The organism is Segatella copri (assembly GCF_019127135.1).
Lineage (GTDB): Bacteria > Bacteroidota > Bacteroidia > Bacteroidales > Bacteroidaceae > Prevotella.
On record NZ_JAHOEA010000144.1, the window covers coordinates 1 to 1,397 of the forward strand.

The window sequence follows — 1,397 nt, forward strand, 5'->3', positions numbered from 1 at the left end:
ATACCCATTATACCTAACTAGGTTACTCTTTTTAAGGAGCTATCCCTAGAAAGGTTACGGTGATGATATTCTTTCAAATGCAAAGATACACATTTTCAACTAATTAGAAGAATTTTTCCAAGGATTTTTCCACATTTTCTGCTGTGGCCCCACTTGAGTATGTGCAACTGATGGTGTTTGATTACCGATACTCATATGCGGTCTTTCGTCGTTATAAAACGCAATAATCCTGGTCAGTTCCTTCTTACATACTTTACGAGTAGGAATTGTCATTCTATAAAGCCATTCTGTTTTTAAAATGCCGTTTGCACGTTCTGCTATGGCATTCTCCAAAGGATCTCCTGTTTGAGTCATACTTATTTGTGAGCCATGACTTTTTAGGATAGATACATAATTCTGACTGCAATACTGGCTTCCTCTGTCAGAGTGATGAATGAGTCCTTTTGCAGTTTCTTCATCAATGCTTTTATATGCCATTTTAAGCGCTTCTAATGGATATACAGTTTCTAATGTTGGACCAACAGCCCATCCAACGATTTTATGGGAATACAGGTCTGTTATAAGCGAGAGATAGCACACACCTTCATTGGTTTCAACATAGGTGATGTCACTTGCCCAAATCTGGTTCGGATGGGTAGGAACTACTCCCTTAATCAGGTTTGGGTATTTGCGATAATTATGGTCGGAATCTGTTGTCTTATAGCGTCTACGGCGCTTTATACGTACCATGAGTCCATGCTTACGCAGCATCTCAATAAATGCGTCACGACCAGGGAAGCAGCCTGTATCCTCAAACATCTGTTTCAATATGACATGCAACTTTGCAGCTCCTAAGCCAGGATTCGACTTACGATACTCACGTGCCTTTTCAATGATGATAGACTCAATGGCCTCTTCAGCAAAGCCGTCAGAGACATTGCGCTTATTATATGCTTGCCGGGTGAAACCAAACAGCCCGCATAGAGTGCCTAAACCTTGGCTCTGGCACTCTGTGCGGAGCAAGCTTACTGTTTGGTACCAGATTTTTTTCTCACAGGAATATTGAAGGTTTCTTCTGCGAGGTCAATCATGGTGGAGAATGCCTTAGAGCGAAGCTTCTCTAACTCCAAAGCCTTGCGGAGACGCTTAATCTCTGCATCTTTCTCTTTCAACTGTTCATTTGTTGTCTTTGCCATATCGTCACGGTTTTGGTCTTCTGGCGGCAAAGATAACAAATCTTTTTCATTTAAGAACTTATCCATCCAAGAAAATAGCACTGTACGACTGCTTATATAGTATTTCTTGATGATTTCTTCTGCCGGGAGCCCACTCTCCATATACTCTCGAACTATCATGATACGATCATCATCTGTAAAAGAGTAGCCATTCAACTCTACCTCACGGGTCTCAAACCAACC

Annotated in this window: 2 protein-coding genes; both read right to left on the reverse strand. The window is 41.4% G+C overall.

Annotated features, from left to right (window positions below):
• Positions 1 to 99: 99 nt before the first annotated feature.
• Complete coding sequence (locus KSW37_RS15545; RefSeq protein WP_153092808.1) at positions 100 to 1,002, reverse strand: IS3 family transposase; 903 nt, start codon at positions 1,000 to 1,002, stop codon at positions 100 to 102.
• A 2-nt stretch (positions 1,003 to 1,004) separates the two neighbouring features.
• Positions 1,005 to 1,397: transposase (locus tag KSW37_RS15550; RefSeq protein WP_217315348.1), on the reverse strand; the 393-nt coding region annotated here is incomplete at its 5' end.